We start from the raw sequence: 20863 nt of genomic DNA, 5'->3' as shown, positions 1-20863 counted from the left end.
ATTATTAGCTTCTGCCGGTATTCCTCATATCCGAGGAGGCTCATTGTCAAGGACAATCGGACAATAACGCGAATTGAAATCGGACACCTTATAAAAACTGTCAAGAAAAGGGTTGCCATTCCAAAAACGAATAACATTATCTATCTTTTTACCTTCTGGTTTTACCGTTACTAAATCTTTAAGAGTACAAAAACTATCCCTATCGACTTATTTCTTTGATTTTTGTTTTACCGTTACTAAATCTTTAAGAGTACAAAAACTAAACAATAATTCTTTATCTGACATAGTTAGTTTTACCGTTACTAAATCTTTAAGAGTACAAAAACTCGAAACATTTTCTACTTTTGACATTTTTTGTTTTACCGTTACTAAATCTTTAAGAGTACAAAAACTCTTTTTTAACGTAGGCTTATCTTTTGTCAGTTTTACCGTTACTAAATCTTTAAGAGTACAAAAACAATGATCCCAAACGGGAAATCTATAGTATTGTTTTACCGTTACTAAATCTTTAAGAGTACAAAAACACAACCACCGAATGATTTCGACAACGCTTCGTTTTACCGTTACTAAATCTTTAAGAGTACAAAAACAGTAGGGTACACAAAACAACAAGGCATATGGTTTTACCGTTACTAAATCTTTAAGAGTACAAAAACAATACAGCTACGATCAAAAACGAGCATACTGTTTTACCGTTACTAAATCTTTAAGAGTACAAAACCCATTCGGTTGTTCAATTTCTCCAAAAATTTGTTTTACCGTTACTAAATCTTTAAGAGTACAAAAACCTCGAATTTGTAACTGATACTGCCATCTAGTTTTACCGTTACTAAATCTTTAAGAGTACAAAAACACTACGAAAGTACAGTTAAAGAGGCTACAAGTTTTACCGTTACTAAATCTTTAAGAGTACAAAAACTGTAACAGATTTGTTTCCAACTGTCAAGCAGTTTTACCGTTACTAAATCTTTAAGAGTACAAAAACACAAAATTTTGCCTTTTCTTTTGTCAAACAGTTTTACCGTTACTAAATCTTTAAGAGTACAAAAACTGTAACAGATTTGTTTCCAACTGTCAAGCAGTTTTACCGTTACTAAATCTTTAAGAGTACAAAAACAAGTGTCGGAATATTATTTTCTGGCATACTGTTTTACCGTTACTAAATCTTTAAGAGTACAAAAACCTTCTTCGAAGCCTTCGATAACATATTTGTGTTTTACCGTTACTAAATCTTTAAGAGTACAAAAACATGGACCTGTTCGGAAGTTCAAAAAGAAAAGTTTTACCGTTACTAAATCTTTAAGAGTACAAAAACGCTTCGTCTCTCAAGTCTGCAAGTTGTCTAGTTTTACCGTTACTAAATCTTTAAGAGTACAAAAACTTGAATTTCTTCCCACACATTGGACAGTAAGTTTTACCGTTACTAAATCTTTAAGAGTACAAAAACGCATACTCTTATCAGGAGATATCAGCACCTGTTTTACCGTTACTAAATCTTTAAGAGTACAAAAACAAACTAAGCCTGATATTTCACGTTCTTTATGTTTTACCGTTACTAAATCTTTAAGAGTACAAAAACGAAAGTGGAGGATACTTTGATGTATCCAGAGTTTTACCGTTACTAAATCTTTAAGAGTACAAAAACAGTGCCAGAACTGCAAAGCAAAAGTAACTAGTTTTACCGTTACTAAATCTTTAAGAGTACAAAAACATAAACATTACAGCCCTTTAAAACTATTTTGTTTTACCGTTACTAAATCTTTAAGAGTACAAAAACCATTTCGTATTCCTCTCGACTGTACAAAGTGTTTTACCGTTACTAAATCTTTAAGAGTACAAAAACAAAGCAGCAATGTACTCATATCGCTACCGCGTTTTACCGTTACTAAATCTTTAAGAGTACAAAAACTCAAGGTGGATGCGTGATTTTGTCGGTAAAGTTTTACCGTTACTAAATCTTTAAGAGTACAAAAACAGTTAGTCGGCTTCATCAAATCTGCGTTAGGTTTTACCGTTACTAAATCTTTAAGAGTACAAAAACTATTTTTTATTTTTATTTCTCATTTGTTTGGTTTTACCGTTACTAAATCTTTAAGAGTACAAAAACTCAGTGCTCAAACTGAAATACCTTACTATGGTTTTACCGTTACTAAATCTTTAAGAGTACAAAAACTTATAGGCTCATCATATTCATTATATAAATGTTTTACCGTTACTAAATCTTTAAGAGTACAAAAACAATCTATGTTTTATTATTTACAGACTATGTGTTTTACCGTTACTAAATCTTTAAGAGTACAAAAACTGTTAATATTTGGTATCACTGCACTGGTTAGTTTTACCGTTACTAAATCTTTAAGAGTACAAAAACTGCTAACCTTGTGATAACTGGCGCTGTTGCGTTTTACCGTTACTAAATCTTTAAGAGTACAAAAACCTCAAATGAACGTCTTCAATCTAGATTTTTGTAAATTAATCAGCTAAAAATTTATATTCTAATTCAGATAAATTATCATAATTTATAGAATATTGGGTATCCAAATAACCCATTAACTGATTAATTACTTTTAATAATACCATATCTTTCAACGGAAGGTGTAATAGATCTTGATTTTCACTTATTCGGGGAATTATTCTGTGTAATGAGTTTAATAATTCATTGTCTGTTAATTTAAATTCATCTGGATATCTTAAGCGAATAGATTGCTTTAGCGTTTCATAAGGTGGAAATTGTTCAGCCCTTTCACCTAAAAAAATAACCTTTTCAATATCGTCAACACTAAAATCTTCATCCAAATAATAGTCACTAATCCAAAAGACTTTTAGCAAGTTCGTTTCTTTTCCAATATCTTTAAATTTCTGTAATAACTTCTGTAGAAGTTGGTCATGTAAAAAGTATTCAGGTTTATTAATGACTATCCAACATTCTTTCTGAGTTCTTTGAATTTCAGAAAACAATAAGTTGCAGTATTCATCTAATAAATACCCAACATCCATCATTGATAATGGGTATGGCTCATCTTTTTCCAAATATTGTAGTTCTAGAGAATTTTTTAAAAAGCCTGAATACGTAAGTGGAGAAAAAGTAGGCTTAATTGCGTGAAATCCATTTTTTTCAAAAGATTGTTGAAAAGATATTTCTAATTTTAGAATATCATCATTAATTAAATCTAACAATTTCATTATTTCAAAATTATTTTCATAATCTTCTAATTGATTATATATTAGGCTCCCTTTTGAAAATTGACAAGCAGATAAAATGCTTTCTCTGCTATCTAAAAAATGAATTAACATTTTCTTTGCATTTAGCACCTTTTGATCATAGAAAAAATTGATACCATCATCGCCATATACATTTTCTTCAAGATCAGATAGAATTTTTCCAGTGCTAAATCGCTGAAAGCTACGGTATAACTTCCATTTCAATTGATAATTCGATCCAATAAAGTAATTAATATCATGACTTTCAAATTCAAGATATTTTCCAAACTCATATTCAATTTTTAATTCCATTAAATGATCACCAGCCTATTATTTGAAATTTTTTCTTCTTGATGACTTTTGGTTCCAACTAATAATTGCATGTCTTCAAATTGTTTTTCACTAACATACATCAGACGAATTTCACCGTGTGGAGGAGTCACGCGTTTCAAGATACTTTCAAATTTTTTCCCAGCTGAACGATTAGGCACAATTCGATAATAGACAGAATATTGTAGCATTACAAATCCATTAGCTAATAACTCCTTTTTGAAAATACGATATCTTTTTTTCTCTTCCTTTGTATCACTAGGTAAATCAAACATACATAAAATTCTCATTTTCTGATACCTCACACCTCTTCCTCCATAAAATCTGAAAGTTGTATCTCATGCAGTACTTCTGGATCGCTGGTTTCCATGGATTTTACAAAACTAGTTACGTATTTTAGCATTACTTGGTCTACTGTACTTTTTGTTGCTTTATACTTTATTGGTTGATTAATAAAATCGATAATTTTCAAACGAGATTCGTAGGACAAATATTCAGATTTTCCAATAATATGTTTGTGTATCCAATAATCCATTAATGGGCGAAACGGTTCCATCAAATCATCGACAAGATTAAATGAATTATACTCATTACAATGAAAGACTCCAATCATCGTCATTAATCCTTGCCCAGTAACAATGCGAGCAATCGCCGAACGAATAATTGCGTAACCAAAATTCATGGAAATGTTTTCTAAACAGTAATCATCGCGAGTGAAATCTGAGCCATAAATAGAATTGAAATAGACTTTGGCTGCATGACCTTCCCTATTATTTTTATCTCCCGGAATAACTTTACTATAAAATTCAATCATCATTTCAAGTCGTTCTTGAGGAATGTCTCTATATGATGCAAAAGCAATTTGATTAGATATTTTTTGTTTTATGATGTATTGCCAGATTAAATCTTTTTGCTCTTCTGCCCAAATAACTTGTTGCTGTACTCGTTTAGCAGAACGATGATAGTTTCCATATCCCATGTACATTCCTGTAGGTAGATACTTATCATCACAAATAATTACAATAATATTATGTTTACTAAACGCTGAAAGAAGCTTCGTAGTGATAACGGTATCATTTCCTTCTAGAATTATAATAGCAATATCAGAAAGGGGAACATAATATTTCTCACCCTCTTTTGCTATCTCAATGTTATCCAACTTAAGCCTAATGTATTCACTTTCTTTAATATGGATTGTTCGCCAACTCATTTTTTTACTCCCTTCTAAAATAAAAAAACCCATTCTAATGAATGGGAAATTCGGGATAAACCCTTATTTTTGTAGGTTCTTAAAGATTTAGTAACGGTGTGAAACGTCTTTCACATATCCATAGTACCAAATTATTTACGCCTAGTCAATGATATCTTTAGGCTGTTTTGCTTCTTTTTCAATGTAATAAGGATTTCCCAAGATATCCGTATTTACCTTATATAATTTATAGTTTTCTTTTGTAAACTTCTTAATCAAACGACCTCCTTTAGCAACTCGTTGATAAATCGGCAATACTTCTCCTTCTTCAAATTTATTTTGCTTAACTGGTTTTAATTCTACATACCCATCACTGATCATTGATCTCGAACCAAACAATAATTCCACAGAATCGTTGGTCAGAAGGTCAATGACCTTAATTCTGTCATTGCGATATAAGGAAAACAGGAATTCTGCATCTTTAGATATCCTTTCTTCATTCTTGAGATTTTCATATTTTTGCTTAGACAGTCCGTATTGACCACCTTTCCCAAACCTTAAATCAGAATGCTTAATCCCCATGATTTCATATTGCTTCGTTCCTTTATTGAAATAAACGTCTGTTCGCCAAGATTTCAATGATTGAAGAACAACAGTTTTATTAGAATCTTTAGGAGTAATGTTGATAGACTGACCTAACACTTTATCATAATATTTCACTTGTTTGATAACCGGTCCGTTATTTTTTTTTGCATATTTTGTTATCCAACCATTACCTCTACGATACAACTCAAAAGGGCTAACTTTTTGTGTTTTGACGGTTTTGTTATTTTGCACAATCTCCTCTTTATCAGGATATTCTAGCAAAATAGTTTCCAGCTTATTAAAGCTATTAAGATCATGCTGCTGCATTAAAAATTTTGTTTTATCCTTTCGATATATTTTTATGAAATCCTCATATCCTTTTATAGAATAAATATCACCAATTTTTCCCAAGACATATTCTTTTTCAGCTTTATCACTAGCTGTTTGAGCCTTCCTAACTGTATAAATGGTTGCATCACTGATTTTTCTATTCACTTTTTTGTCCACTTGATGAGAAAATTTAATTTTTCCTTCCATTTTTCTAATTTCCTCACGAAAATTTTTATATGGAGGGGTGTAAACCAACTCATTAAATGCTACTTCAGTAACAATTTCAGAGACAGAAACTTCGACTTGGTCCTCCGTTACTCTTTTTGGGATAATGGCTTCTTGTTTTTTCCAAATATTTAACAATGGTGACACAGCAATTACCGCAGCATCAACAGCATGATGATGGTGGGTTTCTCTCGTTTTATATATTTTCCAATGAGTTCTTAATGTACTAGTAAATTTACCACGTACAACGGTAACTTTCGCCGTTAGGTCTTTATTGTTTACGAATTGTTGAAGTTCATTTAATATCACTCGTGATGCATATCGTGTATCTACTAAATTTCGAGAAATAAACCTTTTCCTAGTTTCAATATTCATTAGATCATCTGTAAACAATAAGTTTCTCCGTTTGTTTGCAGATAAACGTTTATTTCCTTTGATCATCATTTTAAATGTCTCAAAACCTTGACCACTACCATTCTGCATAAAACCAAATGGTGTTTGCTTTTCTTTCTCTTGATTCATTGAACTAAAACATAACACCTTATTATTCAAGCTATCATCAAATGAAACAGACTGAGGAATAATATGATCTATTTCATAGGCATTACTATTAGCAAACAGTTCATCTGCAACTATCGTTTTCCCAGAATAAAGACACTTGCCTTCTTGTTGATACCATAAACGAATTTTACTGCCCAATTTTTTTTCTTTTCTAATCTTGGTTTTCAGCTGTTCCCCTGTTGCAGTAGAAAGTTGTAGAAATTCTAAAAATGATTTTTCTTTCTCATTTTGATTTTCTTTTTGAGCTTTCTTAATTGCTTTTCGAGCTTCATCTTCATTATCTTCTCTTGGCATTTCAACGACTAAATATTGAATGTCTTTGTACTTTTCGTATAATGCATTTATAATTTTTAGTGTCTCATAAACAGCTTTAGCAACAACTGGATTATAAATCAGTTCTGTTACTTCTTTAATTGCCAAATTATCAGTCCCACTATAGGAACGTTTTCCAACCTGTAGCATTCCTCTTTCAGCTAAAAGTGACATTTGTTCTTTAGAAGTGATCAGCATTTCAGGGAGTAGTTCCTTCATTGTTTTAAGTGAGAACCGATGCCATTTTTGACTACTTTGAATCATAAATATTTGTTTATAATCAATAATCTGATTAATTAAAGAATCAGTTAAGAAAGGAAAATTTGGTTTGGAATTTTCAGTTAACACACGACGAATTTCCCCATTTTCGGTGTTCAAAGTAATTATCTCAGCTAAATCATCAATAAACTCTGTTGGCCAATCATTTATTTCTTTATCTAGTGTTAAAAATTTTTTTCTAGCTTTTCGATAAACAGCTAAGGAATGAATTTCCGGTTTATCCTCCTTTGTTACCCGATACCCTTTAATTGATTCCAGTTGACATCCAGTTACATTGGATACCAACTTGATCATTGTTACATTTCCTGTTGTTTCTTTCAGATGAGCAATAATTTGCTGTTTATGTTCGGTAGTCAGTTTGCCATCTTCAGTACTATCAATACGTAAATTATTCAAATCATTCACTAAATTAAATAATTGAGCAGTATAAGAGGCACTAGCTGCTCGCGTTTCATCTGGATATATTTTATCCTTACCAATCAATATTGAAAAGAGATTCTCTAATGTCTCCCCATTAGTTCGATAGATACCATAATCAGTTCGTGAATTTTCCTTGCCTGGTCCAATGAAATATGCGCGTTTTCGACATAATAGAGTTAAATAAGCTTCCTTAAATTGCTCATCAATTTCTTTATGAAAGGTTTGCTGCTTATCTAAAATCCGAATTGCTTCTTTTTTATACGCCTCAGTTGGAAATACATTTAATAATATTTCGCCATCTTCAGTTTTAACTATTCCCCTAACTTTACCAAATTGTTTTAACCGACTATATTGGATTTCTCCTGGTGTGAATTTTTTTAGTAACTCCTGATTATGTTGAACACTATTTTTAAAATCTCCTTGATTTACTGCATCATCTTCTAGATCTTTTAATCCATAACTAACTCCTCTACGCTTGACTAAATGAAATAAAGCTATTCTCAGTTCAGCAAAGCTGAGCTCTTCGTAAAGTGCCCGTTTCCTAATCTCATATGGATCAGCTAGCTCATTTTCTGTATTCAGAATACCTGAATGATCTAATAATTTTGTCAGATCATTCAGTCTATTCTTCCTTCTACGAATACGTCTTCGACCTTGTCTGAATAATCTTCTTTCTTGATTTTTTTCCGCAGATGCAGCCGAAAACAATCTTACTCCTGACTCAATAATAGTGCCACTATCAATATCCAGCACACTCCAACCCACAGAAGATATTCCTATGTCTAACCCAATTGATTTCATTTTCACAGCTCCTCATTTAGTCATTTAAGACATCTTGTTATACATCAAATTCTTAATATTTCCATTTTAATTAAAACTAAATTTATATGTACTAAAATAGTTTACTACACAAAGAAAACGCTTTAATAAAAACAAATAGTACAATTATTATTTTATCTTTTTGTTAATCAATTTTCAATACGAATTTATATTTGAGTTTACTTATTTCACAAGTTTGTTCTGATTATTGAAAATCTGTCAATCATTTTGAGCTATCTAAGGATGTTTTGACAAGCTATCAGTAAGTTACTCTCTAAAAATCGTAAGCGCTCGTTTGTAATAAAAGTTAACTAATATTCACTTCCCTATTCTGACTTATTTGTTTTTCTACAATTTTACATGTCATAACAAATATTTTTCTTAAACAATATCTCACAAAAAAAACAGACCATAACTCAGTTATGAATCTGTTTCTTTGGATGCTCCTTACCCCCAATACCCCTCTATCCCCTTCTCATACTCTTCTATCTCTTTTTCATGTCCTAGAGTAATGGCTATGTCGTCCAGTCCGTTGACCAGTTTGTGTTTCCATGTGCTGTCAATGTCGAAGCTGTAGGCTTCGTCATTGGCAATGACCTGCTGGTTGGGCAGATCAACAGTGATGCTGGCGTCTGCCGGCAGCGCTGCCAGCTTTTGGCGTGCTTCCAGCGGCAGTACGATCGGCAGCAAGCCGTTCTTTGTTGCGTTCATGTAGAAGATATCACTGAAGCTGCCAGCGATGATTGCCCGGAAACCGTAGTCTGCCAGTGCCCACGCCGCATGTTCTCTAGATGAGCCTGAGCCGAAGTTGTCTCCGGAGATCAGGAACTCTGCCTCCTCGTATTGAGGCTCATTCAGGATGAAGTCAGGGTTTGGCGTGCGGTCAGGCAGATAGCGCCATTCGTCAAACAGGAATTCGCCAAAACCTGTTTTTTCAATTCGTTTCAGAAATGATTTTGGAATGATCTGATCGGTATCAATATTGTCATTCATCAATGGTACGGTTGTTCCTGTATGCTGTGTAAATGCCTCCATTATGCACCCAGCTCCTCTCTGATATCAATAAATGTACCGTTTAGGGCAGCGGCAGCAGCCATTGCCGGACTGCAAAGATGCGTTCTTGCGCCCTTCCCCTGACGTCCTTCAAAGTTTCGGTTGGACGTTGACGCACAGTGAACGCCTGCCGGTACCTGGTCAGGATTCATACCCAGACACATAGAGCAGCCCGGCTCCCGCCATTCAAATCCAGCCTCTTTAAAGACTTTATCTAGTCCGATTTTTTCTGCTGCTTTCCGTACCGGTCTTGAGCCTGGAACGACGATAGCTGTTATACCGTCTTTTATTTTCTTCCCGCGAACAACATTTGCCGCTTCTTCAAGGTCTGACAGGCGGCCGTTGGTACATGACCCAATAAAGACGTAGCCCACTTCAATATCAGATGGGCGTTGTCCCGGCTGTAAATCCATATAGTTGTAGGCACGTTCATCGTTCATGTCTTTGATTTCAGGGAAAGTACCGGTTACCGGAATCCCCATTTCAGGATTGGTTCCCCACGTGACAAAAGGAACCAGCTCGCCTGCGTTCAGCTCTAGATCGGCATCATAAACCGCATCCGGATCGCTTGGCAGTGTTTTCCAGTCAGCAATTGCCGATTCCATATCCTTTGGCGCGTATTCTCTTCCATGAACATATTCATATGTCTTTTCATCCGGCGCCATCATCCCCATTTTTGCTCCGCCTTCAATTGCCATGTTGCAGATTGTCATGCGCTCTTCCATGGTTAGACTTTCAATTGTATCTCCGTAAAATTCTACAGCATGACCGACACCAAAGTCCACACCATATTTTGCGATCAGTGCCAGAATAATATCTTTTGCATACACGCCTTTTTCCAGCTTGCCGCTGATTTTTACACCCATGCTTTTCGGTTTTCTTTGCCAGATTGATTGTGTAGCAAACACATGCTCCACTTCACTGGTTCCAATCCCAAAGGCCAGTGCACCAAATGCTCCGTGCGTCGCTGTATGAGAATCTCCGCAGACAATAATTTTGCCCGGCTGAGTCAAGCCTGTTTCCGGTCCGACCATATGAACGATTCCCTGACGATCACTCCCATTATCACAAAGTGTAACGCCAAATTCCTCACAGTTTTTCTTCAACGCTTCAATCTGTTTTTTAGCAACCAGATCAGTAATATTAAAAATATCCTTCGTCGGTACATTATGATCCATCGTACCAAATGTTTTTTCCGGACGACGCACTTTGCGTCCAGCTTCTCTCAAGCCTTCAAACGCCTGAGGAGATGTTACTTCATGAATCAAATGCAGATCCACATACAACAGCTGAGGCTCCCCGTCATTTCCAGTTACCACATGGCGTTCCCAAAGCTTATCAAACAATGTTTTACCCATCTTATTCGCCTCTCTTCAATTCATTAATTACTGCATCTGTAAATTCCTGAGTCCCGGCGCTGCCGCCCAAGTCCCGGGTCAAAACGCCTGCATTCATTACCTTGTCGCAGGCTGCTTCTATTTTCTTCGCTGTATCCTCCATACCAAATGATTGTCGAAGCATCATAGCAGCCGACAAAATCATTGACATCGGATTCGCAATATTCTGCCCGGCAATATCCGGTGCCGAGCCGTGGATCGGCTCATAAAGAGATGGCCCGCTTTCACTATGGCTGGCACTTGGCATCATGCCCAGAGAACCAGGAATCACGGAAGCTTCATCGCTTAGGATATCGCCAAACAGATTTTCTGTAACAAGTACGTCAAAGTCCTTGGGTTTAGTAATCATCACCATCGCCGCTGAGTCCACCAGCTGATGTTCCAATGTGCAATCCGGAAATTCCTTTGCCACTTCTTCAGCCGTTTTGCGCCAAAGCTTGCTTGTCGCCAGCACATTGGCTTTGTCCACTGAGGTTACTTTCTTATTTCGCGTTCGAGCGATTTCAAATGCTTTGCGAATGATTCGTTGCATTTCCTTTTTCGTATAGATACACAGATCAGAGGCCTGATCTTCTTCAAGTTTCTTTTCTCCAAAATAGATTCCTCCTGTCAGCTCACGGACAACAATGAAGTCAACCCCTTTAACATTTTCCTCTTTCAATGGAGATAAGTGAACGACTGCATCAGGCACGCTGATCGGTCGAATATTAGCGAACAGTCCCAACGCTTTACGAAGACCCAACAGTCCCTGTTCTGGACGCTTAGGGGCATTATCCCATTTCGGTCCGCCAATTGCTCCAAGTAAAATAGCATCGGCCCCTTCACAGGCAATCAGCGTTTCTTCCGGCAGCGGATCGCCTTCTTTATCAATTCCGGCTCCGCCAAATGGAAATTCCTGAATATCGAAAGCCAGTTCATCCTGAATCATTACCTCTGATAAAATTTTCAGTGCGCTGTCCATAATTTCTTTTCCGATACCGTCACCCGGCAATGCAATGATTTTTTTCGTCATTATCTCTGCTCCATTTCTTTTTTGAATCGTTCACTTGCCTGTACATAGGCTTTTGCGGATGCTTGAAGAACATCAAAGTCTATCCCTGTTCCGTTAAACTGTCGTTTGCTTTCTATATCCTGAACAGTCACATACACCTCAGCCTGTGCATCTTCTCCGCCGGTAATGGCTTTGATGGAATACTGCTTTAATTCCGGCGTCTGCTCCATAATTTTGTCAATGGAGTTGTAAATTGCCTGAATACTTCCAGAGCCGATTGCTGATTCTGTTTTTGTGTCGCCTTCATTATTTTTCATGGAGACGATCGCTCCTTGACTACCGTCAGAAACATATTGCAGCTGTACACGCTCTAGATGACAAACCTCTTCTGTTTCTTGTGTCTGCCCGATCATCAATGCAATCAAATCTTCATCCGTCACCTGCTTTTTCTTGTCAGCCAAAGCTTTGAAACGTTTAAAAGCAGTCTTCAATTCCTCTTCTTCCAGCTGATAGCCCAGCTCTTGCATTTTAGTGGAGAAGGCATGACGACCAGACAGCTTGCCTAGAGGAAGAGAGTTATTGGTTACACCGACCAGTGATGGCGTAATAATTTCATACGTATCCGGATTTTTCAGTACACCGTCCTGATGAATTCCTGACTCGTGAGCATAGGCATTCGCTCCAATAATGGCTTTATTTCTTGGCACTGCCACCCCTGACAGTCGACTAACCAAATCACTGGTCCGTTTGGTTTCATTTAACACAATATTGCTTCCTGCCTGATAAAAGTCTTTGCGGATGTAAAGAGCCAGTGCCACCTCTTCCAGCGCTGTATTTCCTGCCCTCTCTCCGATTCCATTTACAGTTCCTTCAACTCTCAGTGCTCCGTTTTCAATCGCTGCCAGCGCATTGGCTGTTGCCATTCCCAAGTCGTCATGACAATGAGAAGAAAAAATGATTTCCTGATCGCTTTGAATATTTTCAATCAAAAATTTGAACAATGCTCCATACTCAGTCGGGTTTGAATAGCCCACGGTATCTGGTATATTAATGATCGTTGCCCCTGCATCAATCGCTGTTTGAACAGCTTTCAACAGAAATGGTTTTTCCGTCCGTGAAGCATCCTCCGGAGAGAACTGTACTTTTTCAAATTTTGATCTGGCATAGGCAACATGCTCTTTAATGGATGCAATCACTTCATCCGGCGTCATTTTCAGCTTGTATTCCATGTGCACCGGACTGGTTGCCAGAAATACATGTATTTGTGGATGAACAGCATCTTTCAACGCTTCATGTGCCCGATCAATATCTTTTTTCTGACAGCGTGCCAATCCTGCAACCGTCATTCGAGTTGCTGCCTGAGCAATAGCCTGAACTGCTTCAAAGTCTCCAACTGATGCGATTGGAAAACCGGCTTCAATGGTATCTATCCCCCATTTTTCCAATTGTCTGGCGATTTGCACCTTTTCTTTTGTATTGAAATTTACACCCGGCGTCTGTTCTCCGTCCCTCAGCGTTGTATCAAAAAACTGAATGTTTCTCATTATTCTTACTCCCTTCATTTTTTATTCGTTTGAGTATTCAGAAAATTATGACTATTATCCATACGTTGTTGTCTCGTCACTCTATATTCTCAGTTCACTTCCTTTTATACAGCATTTTCAGTAAATCATTTTCTTCATTTAGAGACTTCTCAGTATTTTCTTCATCTGCCAATAAAAAAAGCATCCCATGTCTGGGATGCGTATCATCCCGTTCATGCAAATGCGAAACAGGACTCTTCCATTCTGATCAAAAATCGTTGCAATCAGATAGCGAAGTCCTCAGCTAATAATAATAAAAAGGTTTGTTTGTATGTGGTTTTCTTCATTACAATCAACATCCTTTATTTACTGAATTTTCTGTCAATTAAACCTTATAAAAAATAGCTTACAGAATTTTCCCATCAATGTCAACTATTATTTGAAAAAAAGATACTCAGAATTACTTTTCACTCTCACCATTCAAAAAATAAATCCTATCCTTTGCCTGCTTTTCAAGCTGTTCCTCGTTTACTCTTCTATTTACATAGAGAATCTATTTAGCTATCTTCCTCATCCATTTCAAATTAGATATGGAACGGTAGTACTCAATTCTTCACAATGGTACATTTTTTCGAGTCATCATCTTCATATTTTGGATTAGCCAAAAAGCCTCTGGATAACTCTGCTGGCAAAGGAAGAAAATATATAACAGATAAATAGAAAATCCAAAAAGAAACAAAGAAATTTGATGCCTCTTTTATAAAAATAGAAAAAGAAATCATTATTTTAATGAGCGGTCGTGCTGTTGGTGCCGGATTTTCAACATCGGTTTATTCAACGGTACCTTCAAACAGTTTTTCTCTAAGTTCGAAAACAGCGAAAAAATTTTATTTATTAATCTTCTTAATCAATTAACTTCCACAGTTCAGTTGACGAACCCACAAAAGAATGTTTATTTCTGTCCTGCCATTTGTTCAAGTTTTGAGTGTGAGGCAATTTTCACTTTGATTATTGTCTCACACTCTGTTTTTCTGTCTGTCTTCTATTCACCCAACAGCTTCTCTATCTGCTTCAGCACACCATTTTCATTGTTCGTTGCAATAATCTCTTTGGCTGTCTCTTTGACTTTCGGATGTGCATTGCCCATCGCATAGCTGAAACCTGCATGCTTCAGCATCTCCAGATCATTGCCGCTGTCACCAAAAGCTGCGACTTCTTCGTCTTTTATTCCCCACAGCTTCTGCAGCTTCAATAGTCCATTAGCTTTATGAATACCCGGAATAATCAAATCAATGTCTTCATGACCGCTTGAAACCGGAGTTATTCTATCGTCCATGGCAGAAATCAGGCTGTCTAAAATTTCCTGTGCCTTTCCCTTCGGTACAGTCAAAGCAAATTTAAACAGCATATCCTGATCAACCCCATACAAGTCGTCTACTAATTTCAGACGATGATAATAAATACTGCCGTGATCAACAAAGGACTGAGGCTCTTTTTTATTTACATAGGCACTTTCTCTACCGCATAAAATGGTGTGCACATTTTCATACTGTCCTAAGATATCCAAAATTTCATGAACTTCTTCAAGCAACAGCTCTCCGCAGAAAATTTCTTCCTCGTTATTAACAATATATGCACCGTTTTCAGCAACAAAAGCAATTTCAGCGGCTATTTTTGGGAAAAAGGATTTCAGCTGATAGTACTGATTCCCGCTGGCCACAACAAATTTTACATCCTTCTCCTGCATTTTTTTATAAAGTTGCTGAAACAGCTCCCGATCATAATCATTTTGACTATTTAAAAATGTACCATCCATATCTACTGCAATCATTTTTATCTGACTCATTGTATGTCCTCCTCGATCATCTTTTCTTCTATTTTATCCTCAGCAGATTTCTTTCTGCGAGCTGGTTCTCTATAAAAACGGCTTACTAACAAAAACAGCAAAACTTCATAATATAATAGCAGCTGCCAGTATAAACAGCAGTCCTCAGCTGTTCAGAATAGACAGCGCCGACAGTAACAGCGGAAAAGTCTTGAACAAACACGATAAATGATGTTCCTTCTGCCACAAAGTCCTTTTTAGTATGGCACTGAAAAAAACACTGCAAGCACTTGCGGCATTCCTAAGCCCAAACCGGCAACTTCGGTTGACAAAATAATCACCGAATAAGCAGCAGAAGCCAGTATGATTGTATACAAAAGACTGCCAGTTAAACCAATACTGCCATAATCACAGCGGAAAAGCGGTTCGATATATATAGTTTATTCTGTCGCTTCGAACAGCTCTCTCAGTAATTCGTTATGGTATTCCAGCAGCTCTTTAATCGTCTGATTAAACAGATCTGTCAATTGTCCCGATCAACGAAGGTCTTCTCTTAATTTTCATCATCGGCAGCCATATACAAATCATTTGCCAGCATCCGTTCTTTTTCTACGTATCTTTTAGACAGAGTACATTTTAGTTCTCATCTTTCGGCTATTTTTATTTGAAAGCAGCTCACTCCATTCTTCAAGATCTGTGAACTGCATTTCATTATTCCTGTAATTTTTTCCCTAATCGAACTGTTCCCATTGCGTATTCAATTGTGTAATGCCCAATGCAAACAAGCCATAAATATAATGATTATGAAAATCCTTTGACAAAACGATTTCAGGCAATTCAGCATAAGGAAACTCTTCTTTCATTCTTTGTTCAATTCTTTCTTTTAAATGTTCATCAGTAAATCCTTTATCCCGATAAATCACAAAACAATCTGGGTCATAAAGGCTCATGAATGTTTGTACATTGTTCAGCAAATTTCCGATCACTTCTTCCTCACTATAGCTGAATGTTTTCCAATCCGGATCAGAGGGCAAATGTGCAATTTCACCCGCTACGCCATTTCTCCCTTTAACGAGTCGATCATGAAGAACAATACCTGCTCCCGGCGGAAAGCTTTCAGGATAATACAGACCGACAACAGCGTTTTCTGCTTCTAACGGCATCACCTGACTGTATCCATAAATTACTGCATTCACATCGTTTTCAGTAATTACATCAAAACCAAAGGCTTCCTCCAGATACTCCTTTAAATTCTCATCCTTTAACAAAGGAAAATCCATATCCTTCAATATACCTTCATGCTCTACCCCAGGAAGCCCAATAACCAGACACTGAATTGTCGGATAGTCTTTAATAAATCCGGCGATCTGTGCTTTCACTAGCATCTTGTCAAAATAATTGCCCGGCTGGACTTTCTGTCTTAGTATTTGGCCATTCAAATCATGAACGGTGAATAAAAAAGTAACGGCTTTATCTTTTTCCAACAGAGCTACTGTAAGCACCAGCTGATGGAGGGCATTAAATTCAAATACACTGGCCTTCCTGCCGCCGGTTGTTGCAGAAGCTTTTGTTTCAATGACTTCATTCTCTGCTAGAAGATCTTTCATTAAATTATTGACCGTCATTGTACTTAACCCGCTTTTTTCAGCCAGTTCAGGCTTCGTTATTCTTTTTTCTTTTTGAATAATCTTTCTCAACCGATGAAGATTACTGCTTTTCAGCTGATTAGGGGTTCCCGCCTTCATATTGTTTCACCTCAATTTGTTCTTATTTCACTTTATAAATAAATTTTATAAACTTCTTTTATAATCTTACTTTAGAATCTTTAGTAAGTCAATTTGTTTTTATTACTATGAAACCGCCAGATAGAAAAGAAAAAGGAACAGTCATTGATCCGTTTATTAAATACAAAAGCTGGCATGTTCAGTATGACCTGCCATTTGAATTGCCGCAGGATAAAAAAACTAGTTGAAAGCTGGATAGATGTTTTTAAAGCAATGAAGCCTTTCAGTGACTATCTAAACACAGTACTGTTTGACTTTCGGTTTCCAAATCGGTAATGAGGTCCTGCGAATGCTCTTTCCGGTACCTTGAAACACAGAAAAGTTATTATTTCTCAATTCAGCCGATCTTTATTATAATAAAATAAACGGAGGTGTCTGTGATGGCAGCAACAAAAGAAAAAATTGAAATCTTTTTATCGTACCTATCTGAAACGCATACCAAATGTCTGGCTTTGTATGATTTAATCAGCATCCAGCCTCGTACAGATGAAACGGACGTACGGATCTTAGTTAATATCAATGAGGTATTCACTTATTTCCATAGTGTGCGGGTTTTTTATTACAGTAACGAGGCGCTTGCACAGAATAAAACGGAACCTTTTTTCGATGCATTTGAAGATTTTTATTTTGAACTGAAACAAGTCTTTCTTCATGAGGATACAAACATTGCACTTCTTTATAAAAAGCTGGATGTGATGAAAAGTTCATTTGAAGAGTTGACGAATTGGTTCAATGTCTTATAATGAGAGTTGATAATAATTAAAGAGGTGCTGAAATGGATCACACGGATGTTCTAGAACGCTTAAGAGAAGAACTGAAAATCCCTTTTTTCAATGGCAAAATTGAGGAGAAAGAGTACACTGAAGAAGAATACCAGAAAATCAAAGCCGATTTGATTCAGTATTTCGATGATTATGTACGAAATGTAGAAAATTAAAGAGTCTCTCCCTGAGTCTGAAGAAGTAGGCTTGGGGATTTTTTTATTCGGATAATTAAAAGTATTCCCTTGACTGTCTTTCCCGTTTGAAAAATCCAGAGAAGCAAAAAACAAACACGTTTTAGCGGACAAACTTCCTTTAAAACCAAGAGTTTACACTATCATTTGTTGAAATTCAGGATAGTCAGTGAGTCTTTCTAAAATAGTACGTTTAAATGCTCGCTTTCCGTGACACTCTTTATATCCGTTGGGCTTTCGTTTTCCTTTCATTGGTAGTGTTGCGACATCAAATTGATTGGCTTTGAACTTGCGATAGAGCGTTCTAACAGAGCAAGAAATAGGAATTGCCGCTCCTCAGCTAATAATCACATCAGGTGTCCAGCCTTGGGCAAACAGAGAGTGTAAAATAAGTAATCTAACTGACTGTTAATTAAACTGTTGCAGGTCCTTTTCTCCAAACATATCCTTAAATGTGTCTTTTATGTCTTCAGTAGTCTTAATATCATAGTGTTGAATCATTTCTTTGATTTGATCTCTAGAGAGCATACTCATGGTTTGTTTCTCCTAGTTTATTTATCTCGTTTTACCATTGGAACTTACACAAAATATTTTATACTCTCCTGATCTATTTAAACGAGAAACAGAGGGTCATTTGGTTTACCCATCCAAATAATCCCCCTGTTTCATTTTTTTATGCTTTTTTGTCTCAAGCCCTTTTGTCTGCTAACAGATGTGGTCGTTCAATTAAGTCTAGTCATTTTTGTTTGCTTTGATTAAATCAACCAGCTCTTTCAGCGTACTGTCTGCTGTTTTGCCGTTATCTTCTTTGATCAATGCTTCTGAGATAATGAACGAGCCGCCCACACCTATTATTGGTTTGCTATTGAGATATTCAATAAAGTTTGATTTGTCGATACCGCCAGTTGGCAGGAATCGCACATCGTAAAATGGACCACTCAACGCTTTAATAGCTTTAAGTCCGCCATAAATATCTGCCGGGAAAAATTTAACGACTTTAATCCCGTAATCCAAAGCTCGTTGAATATCACCGGGAGTTGCTGTTCCGGGAAATACTGGAATGTCTTGTTTAAGACAATATTCAATCACCTCTGGAACAACTGCTGGTGATACAACAAATTTCGCCCCGTTGGCTACCGCAATTTTAGCTTCTTGAAGAGTTCTTACTGTACCGGCTCCGACTACCAATTCACCAGACACAGCTAACTTTTTAATTGCTTCAGCAGCCAGATTACTGCGAAAAGTGACTTCGATAAAACGAACATCATTATTCACAAGAATCTCTTCCAGCTTGTCTAAATAACTTAAATCAGTTGCTGTGTATAGTGGTAACAATTTTACCTCTTCTAGTTGCTTATAAATTTCATGATCCATATTTGCCAGCATATTTACTCACTTTCTTATAAAAATTTATCATGCAGGTTAGTCAATAATACAAGCACTTATTTTTTGGCTTTCGTAATTGCTTCGTGCAACCCCTGCATATATGTGATCCCCATTGCACGATCGTATAGCCCATAGCCTGGCATTGCAATTTCACCCCAGACAGTTCTTCCATGATCAGGACGAATCACTCCATCAAAACCAGCATCAATCAATGCTTGCATGATCGCATACATATCCAATGAGCCTTCTGTACTCAAATGAGCAGTCTCTTTAAATTTCCTTTCTCCCATAAAACCAACATTACGGAAGTGAACAAAGTTGATACGATGACCGATCTGCTGAACCATCTCAACTAAATCATTTGCCGGATCTGCTCCTAAAGAACCCGTACAGAATGTGATTCCATTATAAGGGGAATCAACGATGTCCATAATTCTTTGCAGGTCTGCCAAATTTTTAGTAATTCTTGGAAACCCGAAAATTTCCCAGGGTGGATCATCCGGATGAATGGCCATTTTAACGTCCATCTCTTCGCAAACCGGAATAATCTTCAATAAGAAATATTTCAAATTTTCAAACAAATCTTCTTCTGTGACACCCTCATAAATTTTAAGTAAGGCATCAAATTTTTTCAGTCGTTCTTCCTCCCAGCCAGGTAAGTTAAACCCTTTGGATTGGCTGTGAATTAGTGTATACATTTCACTTGGCTGCATTTTATCTACAACTGACTGATCATATACAAGCGAATAACTGCCGTCACTATTTTCATAGGACAAAGTTGTTTTTGCCCAGCCGAATATTGGCTTGAAGCTATAACAAATCAAGTTCACACCACACTTAGATAAGTTCCTAATGGTTTGTATATAATTGTCGATGTATTGATCCCGATCTGGTGTTCCTGCTTTGATTGCGTCATGGATAGCTACACTTTCAATTCCAAGCAGCTCTAAATCACCAGCTTCTACAGAATCCTTCAATTTTTGAATTTCATTTACTTCCCAAATATCTCCCGGCAATTTGTTCAGCAGAGTTCCCACAATACCGTTAATACCGGGAATCTGCTTCACATTTTTTAATGGAATGGAATCTTTTTCTCCATACCATCTGAATCCCCATTTCATCTACGCATCATCCTTCACTTATTTTTTTGAGTCCGCCCTCAATGATTTCTCCGTCAGCTTTTCCAAGATCTTTAGAAATCATCATCCTCTTCAGCATCATTCTCATCTACCATAGACACATGCCAGGTAGTTACACTGCCTGTTCCTTGTTCAGCAATCGCTTGAGCTGCCTGATCAACAGCTGTACCTAATATTTGATGATTGATTGCTTCCAAAAGCATCGGCAGATTAGCTCCGCTTATAACATGAACCGAATGTTGCAGCTCACTTTCCAGTTCACTGATGATCAATAATGACTGGTTGTATGGACTGGCACTAACTAAATCGACCAATACAACAACGCCGTCTCCCTGATTTACCTCTTGAACTGCTTGTTTGATTTTCTGTCCCAATTTCTGAATGTCGTCTCCCTGATTCAGACTCACTGTCGCAATATTCTGTGTTGCGCCCATAATAACTTCTGCTGAATCCTTTAGCCCGTCACTCAGTTTACCGTGTGTTGCGATGACAATCCCAAGCATCTTATGTCCTCCCTATTTCTAGTAGTATATATTTTCGCAAATACTGCTTTAGCACC

At 36.7% G+C, this 20863-nt stretch carries 16 protein-coding genes, 1 pseudogene and 1 CRISPR repeat array; of the genes and pseudogenes, 2 read left to right on the top strand and 15 right to left on the bottom strand.

Translation table 11 applies throughout. The annotated features are described in order from the left end of the window. Positions 1–158 precede the first annotated feature (158 nt). Positions 159–2437: direct repeats of the CRISPR family, unit length 36 nt; unit sequence GTTTTACCGTTACTAAATCTTTAAGAGTACAAAAAC. 35 nt (positions 2438–2472) lie between these two features. The 10 genes from csn2-St to LI954_RS12300 form a co-directional block, all read right to left on the bottom strand. Next, positions 2473–3513, bottom strand: a complete 1041-nt coding sequence (gene csn2-St, locus LI954_RS12345) for a CRISPR-associated protein Csn2-St (RefSeq protein WP_229444627.1) — start codon at positions 3511–3513, stop codon at positions 2473–2475. Then, the gene (gene cas2, locus LI954_RS12340; RefSeq protein ID WP_229444629.1) at positions 3513–3821 is read right to left on the bottom strand and encodes a CRISPR-associated endonuclease Cas2; all 309 of its coding nucleotides are present in this window, start codon (positions 3819–3821) and stop codon (positions 3513–3515) included. Before cas2 ends, csn2-St begins: the two co-directional genes overlap by 1 nt. A gap of 11 nt (positions 3822–3832) precedes the next feature. Next, positions 3833–4741, bottom strand: coding sequence for a type II CRISPR-associated endonuclease Cas1 (gene cas1, locus LI954_RS12335; protein ID WP_229444626.1), 909 nt, complete (start codon positions 4739–4741; stop codon positions 3833–3835). Between the two features lie 141 nt (positions 4742–4882). Continuing rightward, positions 4883–8233, bottom strand: coding sequence for a type II CRISPR RNA-guided endonuclease Cas9 (gene cas9 / locus LI954_RS12330; RefSeq protein WP_229444625.1), 3351 nt, complete (start codon positions 8231–8233; stop codon positions 4883–4885). A gap of 465 nt (positions 8234–8698) precedes the next feature. Continuing rightward, entirely contained in the window at positions 8699–9286 is a 588-nt protein-coding gene (gene leuD / locus LI954_RS12325; RefSeq protein ID WP_229444624.1) for a 3-isopropylmalate dehydratase small subunit, read from the bottom strand. Next, complete coding sequence (gene leuC, locus LI954_RS12320) at positions 9286–10662, bottom strand: 3-isopropylmalate dehydratase large subunit (protein WP_229444623.1); 1377 nt, start codon at positions 10660–10662, stop codon at positions 9286–9288. The genes leuD and leuC overlap by 1 nt, the downstream gene beginning before the upstream one ends. Before the next feature lies 1 nt (position 10663). After that, the gene (gene leuB / locus LI954_RS12315; protein WP_202068154.1) at positions 10664–11713 is read right to left on the bottom strand and encodes a 3-isopropylmalate dehydrogenase; all 1050 of its coding nucleotides are present in this window, start codon (positions 11711–11713) and stop codon (positions 10664–10666) included. Beyond that, the gene (locus tag LI954_RS12310) at positions 11713–13236 is read right to left on the bottom strand and encodes a 2-isopropylmalate synthase (RefSeq protein WP_229444622.1); all 1524 of its coding nucleotides are present in this window, start codon (positions 13234–13236) and stop codon (positions 11713–11715) included. The genes leuB and LI954_RS12310 overlap by 1 nt, the downstream gene beginning before the upstream one ends. Before the next feature lie 1021 nt (positions 13237–14257). After that, on the bottom strand, positions 14258–15061 hold the full coding sequence (locus LI954_RS12305; protein WP_229444621.1) for a Cof-type HAD-IIB family hydrolase: 804 nt from the start codon (positions 15059–15061) through the stop codon (positions 14258–14260). A gap of 710 nt (positions 15062–15771) precedes the next feature. Next, positions 15772–16785, bottom strand: coding sequence for an ROK family transcriptional regulator (locus LI954_RS12300; RefSeq protein ID WP_229444620.1), 1014 nt, complete (start codon positions 16783–16785; stop codon positions 15772–15774). Positions 16786–17204: 419 nt separating this feature from the next. On the opposite strand from LI954_RS12300, the gene LI954_RS12295 reads away from it, so the two are divergent. Both LI954_RS12295 and LI954_RS12290 read left to right on the top strand, forming a co-directional pair. Then, positions 17205–17567 (top strand): hypothetical protein, encoded by a 363-nt coding sequence (locus LI954_RS12295; protein WP_202068150.1) that lies wholly within the window; start codon positions 17205–17207, stop codon positions 17565–17567. 32 nt (positions 17568–17599) lie between these two features. Continuing rightward, complete coding sequence (locus LI954_RS12290) at positions 17600–17761, top strand: hypothetical protein (RefSeq protein WP_202068149.1); 162 nt, start codon at positions 17600–17602, stop codon at positions 17759–17761. 165 nt (positions 17762–17926) lie between these two features. Here the strand turns inward: LI954_RS12290 and LI954_RS12285 are convergent. From LI954_RS12285 to LI954_RS12270, 5 genes and pseudogenes are all read right to left on the bottom strand, one after another. Beyond that, positions 17927–18151, bottom strand: a pseudogene (locus LI954_RS12285) (IS30 family transposase); the annotation flags it as partial. Between the two features lie 36 nt (positions 18152–18187). After that, positions 18188–18313, bottom strand: a complete 126-nt coding sequence (locus LI954_RS16120; RefSeq protein ID WP_267491488.1) for a hypothetical protein — start codon at positions 18311–18313, stop codon at positions 18188–18190. 198 nt (positions 18314–18511) lie between these two features. Further along, positions 18512–19165 carry a bifunctional 4-hydroxy-2-oxoglutarate aldolase/2-dehydro-3-deoxy-phosphogluconate aldolase gene (locus LI954_RS12280; RefSeq protein ID WP_229442757.1) on the bottom strand — a complete coding sequence of 218 codons (654 nt, stop codon included), beginning with the start codon at positions 19163–19165 and terminating at the stop codon, positions 18512–18514. A gap of 56 nt (positions 19166–19221) precedes the next feature. Continuing rightward, positions 19222–20286: a mannonate dehydratase gene (gene uxuA, locus LI954_RS12275; RefSeq protein WP_229444619.1), complete on the bottom strand. Its 1065-nt coding sequence runs from the start codon at positions 20284–20286 to the stop codon at positions 19222–19224. A gap of 71 nt (positions 20287–20357) precedes the next feature. Further along, positions 20358–20807 (bottom strand): PTS sugar transporter subunit IIA, encoded by a 450-nt coding sequence (locus LI954_RS12270; RefSeq protein ID WP_229444618.1) that lies wholly within the window; start codon positions 20805–20807, stop codon positions 20358–20360. Positions 20808–20863 lie beyond the last annotated feature (56 nt).

The organism is Enterococcus sp. CWB-B31, from assembly GCF_020567645.1.
In the GTDB taxonomy this organism is placed as follows: Bacteria; Bacillota; Bacilli; order Lactobacillales; family Enterococcaceae; genus Enterococcus_L.
The sequence above is the reverse complement of the archived record's forward strand: the minus strand, read 5'-3'. Positions and strand labels throughout refer to the sequence as shown.

Bases quoted from the DNA above. Each gene is read 5' to 3' on its own strand.
- LI954_RS12295 (WP_202068150.1), top strand. From the start codon at position 17,205: ATGGCAGCAACAAAAGAAAAAATTGAAATCTTTTTATCGTACCTATCT.
- LI954_RS12300 (WP_229444620.1), bottom strand. From the start codon at position 16,785: ATGAAGGCGGGAACCCCTAATCAGCTGAAAAGCAGTAATCTTCATCGG.
- LI954_RS16120 (WP_267491488.1), bottom strand. From the start codon at position 18,313: ATGAGTATGCTCTCTAGAGATCAAATCAAAGAAATGATTCAACACTAT.
- cas9 (WP_229444625.1), bottom strand. From the start codon at position 8,233: ATGAAATCAATTGGGTTAGACATAGGAATATCTTCTGTGGGTTGGAGT.
- LI954_RS12310 (WP_229444622.1), bottom strand. From the start codon at position 13,236: ATGAGAAACATTCAGTTTTTTGATACAACGCTGAGGGACGGAGAACAG.
- leuD (WP_229444624.1), bottom strand. From the start codon at position 9,286: ATGGAGGCATTTACACAGCATACAGGAACAACCGTACCATTGATGAAT.
- LI954_RS12305 (WP_229444621.1), bottom strand. From the start codon at position 15,061: ATGAGTCAGATAAAAATGATTGCAGTAGATATGGATGGTACATTTTTA.
- uxuA (WP_229444619.1), bottom strand. From the start codon at position 20,286: ATGAAATGGGGATTCAGATGGTATGGAGAAAAAGATTCCATTCCATTA.
- LI954_RS12280 (WP_229442757.1), bottom strand. From the start codon at position 19,165: ATGCTGGCAAATATGGATCATGAAATTTATAAGCAACTAGAAGAGGTA.
- leuB (WP_202068154.1), bottom strand. From the start codon at position 11,713: ATGACGAAAAAAATCATTGCATTGCCGGGTGACGGTATCGGAAAAGAA.
- cas1 (WP_229444626.1), bottom strand. From the start codon at position 4,741: ATGAGTTGGCGAACAATCCATATTAAAGAAAGTGAATACATTAGGCTT.
- cas2 (WP_229444629.1), bottom strand. From the start codon at position 3,821: ATGAGAATTTTATGTATGTTTGATTTACCTAGTGATACAAAGGAAGAG.
- leuC (WP_229444623.1), bottom strand. From the start codon at position 10,662: ATGGGTAAAACATTGTTTGATAAGCTTTGGGAACGCCATGTGGTAACT.
- csn2-St (WP_229444627.1), bottom strand. From the start codon at position 3,513: ATGGAATTAAAAATTGAATATGAGTTTGGAAAATATCTTGAATTTGAA.
- LI954_RS12270 (WP_229444618.1), bottom strand. From the start codon at position 20,807: ATGCTTGGGATTGTCATCGCAACACACGGTAAACTGAGTGACGGGCTA.
- LI954_RS12290 (WP_202068149.1), top strand. From the start codon at position 17,600: ATGGATCACACGGATGTTCTAGAACGCTTAAGAGAAGAACTGAAAATC.